Origin of the sequence: Bacillus timonensis, from assembly GCF_004799755.1 — a bacterium.
In the GTDB taxonomy this organism is placed as follows: Bacteria; Bacillota; Bacilli; order Bacillales; family Bacillaceae_L; genus Ferdinandcohnia; species Ferdinandcohnia timonensis_A.
Genome location: NZ_SLUB01000115.1, coordinates 1 through 2825, shown reverse-complemented (window position 1 = coordinate 2825; position 2825 = coordinate 1). Strand labels below are relative to the sequence as shown.

The following is a 2825-nucleotide window of genomic DNA, read 5'->3' as shown; positions in this document are numbered from 1 at the left end:
TATTAGCTCCGGTTTCCCGAAGTTATCCCAGTCTTACAGGCAGGTTGCCCACGTGTTACTCACCCGTCCGCCGCTAACCTTTGGGAGCAAGCTCCCTCAGGTTCGCTCGACTTGCATGTATTAGGCACGCCGCCAGCGTTCATCCTGAGCCAGGATCAAACTCTCCAATAAGAGTATTGATTGCTTAAAATACCTTCGATATTTTTCGCAAAATCCGAAGAAGCATTTCAAGAAGCAAAGATCTTGCTCAATAAGTTTTGTTACTTAGAATTAACGTTGACGCTTGTATTATGTTTAGTTTTCAAAGAACTAATTTGGAGCGGGTGATGAGAATCGAACTCACGACATCAGCTTGGAAGGCTGAGGTTTTACCATTAAACTACACCCGCAAATATTAAATTCCGTCTGGTCGGGAAGACAGGATTCGAACCTGCGACCCCTTGGTCCCAAACCAAGTGCTCTACCAAGCTGAGCTACTTCCCGATATAATATGGCGCGCCCGAAAGGAGTCGAACCCATAGCCTTCTGATCCGTAGTCAGACGCTCTATCCAATTGAGCTACGGGCGCATATTGTGAAGTGATTCAAAATCAGCGACTTTTCTATAATAACATCTTTCAAACTCAATTGCAAGTACTTTTTTTTAAAAAGTTTTTTTGGTGCGGTCGAGAAGACTCGAACTTCCACGGGATCAACTCCCACTAGGCCCTCAACCTAGCGCGTCTGCCATTCCGCCACGACCGCGAATACATCAAGTACAGTGCGGGTGAAGGGACTCGAACCCCCACGTCAAAGACACTAGATCCTAAGTCTAGCGCGTCTGCCAATTCCGCCACACCCGCATATGCAATTGAAATGGTGAGCCATGAAGGACTCGAACCTTCGACCCTCTGATTAAAAGTCAGATGCTCTACCGACTGAGCTAATGGCTCGTACATAAGATTGGTGAATAATGCTTAAACGCAATCGAAACTAGTACATCTACGACGTCCCAATCTCAGAAAGCTAATTCAAGTAGCAGCTCGATTGGTACGCTGAAGCTTATGCTTCGAAGCTTATTTGTTCGTGCTCTACCGACTGAGCTAATGGCTCGTAAAAAAATGGCTGGGCTAGCAGGATTCGAACCTACGAATGACGGAGTCAAAGTCCGTTGCCTTACCGCTTGGCTATAGCCCATTGAGTTAACTTCACGAATATCTTCATCGAATATGCTGCATGAGCTTCTCCGCAAGAGGATATTCTGAAAAATTTCAGCAGGAATTTTTGTGGAATATCGTAGACATCCCCAGCTATCCTTTGAAATCTTATATAATAAAAATAGTTGCAAGTTTATAGGGTTTTCATGGTGGAGGATGACGGGATCGAACCGCCGACCCCCTGCTTGTAAGGCAGGTGCTCTCCCAGCTGAGCTAATCCTCCATTTATAGAGATAGAAATGGGAGGTAGGAATTTTGAATCCTACATCCCATGATTGTATGACCCGTACGGGATTCGAACCCGTGTTACCGCCGTGAAAGGGCGGTGTCTTAACCGCTTGACCAACGGGCCATTTTAAGCTGGCGGAGAAGGAGGGATTTGAACCCTCGCGCCGCTTACGCGACCTACACCCTTAGCAGGGGCGCCTCTTCAGCCACTTGAGTACTTCTCCATTGGCTCCGCAGGTAGGATTCGAACCTACGACCGATCGGTTAACAGCCGATAGCTCTACCACTGAGCTACTGCGGAATAATGTAGCGACATTATTTATTATAAAAACAGACCTGCTTGTTGTCAAGAGCCTCTGTTATTTATCTGTTGTTTGCCTGTCCGTTTTTGCGGCGACTTATATAATTTATCACAGGAATAAACACGAGTCAATATTTTTTTGCTTCAATTAATTTTCCTGCGCATTTCCCACATACATATCGACTTGTATCGATTTTTCGTTTTCTTACATATCCTAACCCACAGCTGTTACAGGTATACAAATATTGTTTTGAAGCTTTTCTTTTTTTAACGGTTTCTAACGGTTTACAAAATCTCGGAGCATCGACCGCTTTTAAGAGATTCCGAAAGTCACGATCGCGGTGCTGGTATCCCTTCCCTTCAAGATGCAAATGGTAATGGCAAAGTTCGTGTTTAATGATTCCCACCAACTCATCGATTCCACGCTCCTGATAATATTTAGGATTTAGTTCGATATTGTGAGATTTCAATAAATACCTACCACCAGTCGTTTGCAAACGATTGTTGAATATTGCTTTATGAAGGAATGGTTTTCCAAAGAACTCAAGAGAAACTTCTTCCACTATTTTTTGCAACTCAAACTGTTCCATTTTCTTCTTCCTCTCCATCCTTTTCGAACAGGACGCACTGTGTTTGCATACACTATATATACTCAAACGTTTAATTTTTCAACTGTATCACTATAGTATCATTCTTTTGTTTTATTGAGGATAAAAGATATTTACGAGGAGGTTTAGGCTATGCCTACTTGGTTTCAGAATCAAATAAAACGTGCCTTTTATGAAAAAAATCGATACCAAATTAAAGTATTGAATCAATGCTGGTATTTTTATAGAAAAAAGGGACTGTCCGATAAGTCCTAAAAAATAAGGCAAGGGGGAAAAACAATTCGTTTTTCTCCCTTGCCCTTTTTGAGTTTTTCGATTTTTCTCTGAAAGTAACTGGCGGATGCCTGCTACTTTCAGCATATTGTGGGCTAATGCCACAATCCCAAACTCGACATGTACTTTGTCGAGCCCCCGCAAGGAAAATCTGCGGAACGACCTATTGCCCTTGATGTGACCGAACACACTTTCTACCTCAACTTTACGTTGAGCGTAG

Annotated in this window: 2 protein-coding genes, 11 tRNA genes, 1 rRNA gene and 1 pseudogene; 1 reads left to right on the top strand and 14 read right to left on the bottom strand. The window is 43.2% G+C overall.

The features are described from left to right. The 13 genes from E1I69_RS23985 to E1I69_RS23925 form a co-directional block, all read right to left on the bottom strand. Positions 1-171, bottom strand: a 16S ribosomal RNA gene (locus E1I69_RS23985); the annotation flags it as partial. A gap of 144 nt (positions 172-315) precedes the next feature. Beyond that, positions 316-389 (bottom strand) — tRNA-Gly (locus tag E1I69_RS23980). 17 nt (positions 390-406) lie between these two features. Beyond that, a tRNA-Pro gene (locus E1I69_RS23975) sits at positions 407-483 on the bottom strand. Positions 484-491: 8 nt separating this feature from the next. Continuing rightward, positions 492-568 (bottom strand) — tRNA-Arg (locus E1I69_RS23970). 88 nt (positions 569-656) lie between these two features. Continuing rightward, a tRNA-Leu gene (locus E1I69_RS23965) sits at positions 657-743 on the bottom strand. Between the two features lie 17 nt (positions 744-760). Beyond that, a tRNA-Leu gene (locus E1I69_RS23960) sits at positions 761-841 on the bottom strand. 14 nt (positions 842-855) lie between these two features. Then, positions 856-931, bottom strand: a tRNA-Lys gene (locus tag E1I69_RS23955). A 169-nt stretch (positions 932-1100) separates the two neighbouring features. Then, positions 1101-1175 (bottom strand) — tRNA-Gln (locus E1I69_RS23950). 167 nt (positions 1176-1342) lie between these two features. After that, positions 1343-1418: transfer RNA gene (locus E1I69_RS23945), tRNA-Val, on the bottom strand. Between the two features lie 57 nt (positions 1419-1475). Continuing rightward, positions 1476-1547: transfer RNA gene (locus tag E1I69_RS23940), tRNA-Glu, on the bottom strand. A 9-nt stretch (positions 1548-1556) separates the two neighbouring features. Continuing rightward, positions 1557-1647, bottom strand: a tRNA-Ser gene (locus E1I69_RS23935). A gap of 2 nt (positions 1648-1649) precedes the next feature. Further along, positions 1650-1724 (bottom strand) — tRNA-Asn (locus E1I69_RS23930). A gap of 128 nt (positions 1725-1852) precedes the next feature. Next, positions 1853-2314: a SprT family protein gene (locus E1I69_RS23925; protein WP_136382004.1), complete on the bottom strand. Its 462-nt coding sequence runs from the start codon at positions 2312-2314 to the stop codon at positions 1853-1855. A 150-nt stretch (positions 2315-2464) separates the two neighbouring features. On the opposite strand from E1I69_RS23925, the gene cmpA reads away from it, so the two are divergent. Then, positions 2465-2587, top strand: a complete 123-nt coding sequence (gene cmpA, locus E1I69_RS23920) for a cortex morphogenetic protein CmpA (RefSeq protein ID WP_136382003.1) — start codon at positions 2465-2467, stop codon at positions 2585-2587. A 95-nt stretch (positions 2588-2682) separates the two neighbouring features. Here the strand turns inward: cmpA and E1I69_RS23915 are convergent. Beyond that, positions 2683-2825 (bottom strand): annotated as a pseudogene (locus E1I69_RS23915) (transposase); the annotation flags it as partial.

What these genes read in the sequence shown, in the direction of transcription:
- E1I69_RS23925 (WP_136382004.1), bottom strand. Translation starts at nt 2,314, where the DNA reads ATGGAACAGTTTGAGTTGCAAAAAATAGTGGAAGAAGTTTCTCTTGAG.
- cmpA (WP_136382003.1), top strand. Translation starts at nt 2,465, where the DNA reads ATGCCTACTTGGTTTCAGAATCAAATAAAACGTGCCTTTTATGAAAAA.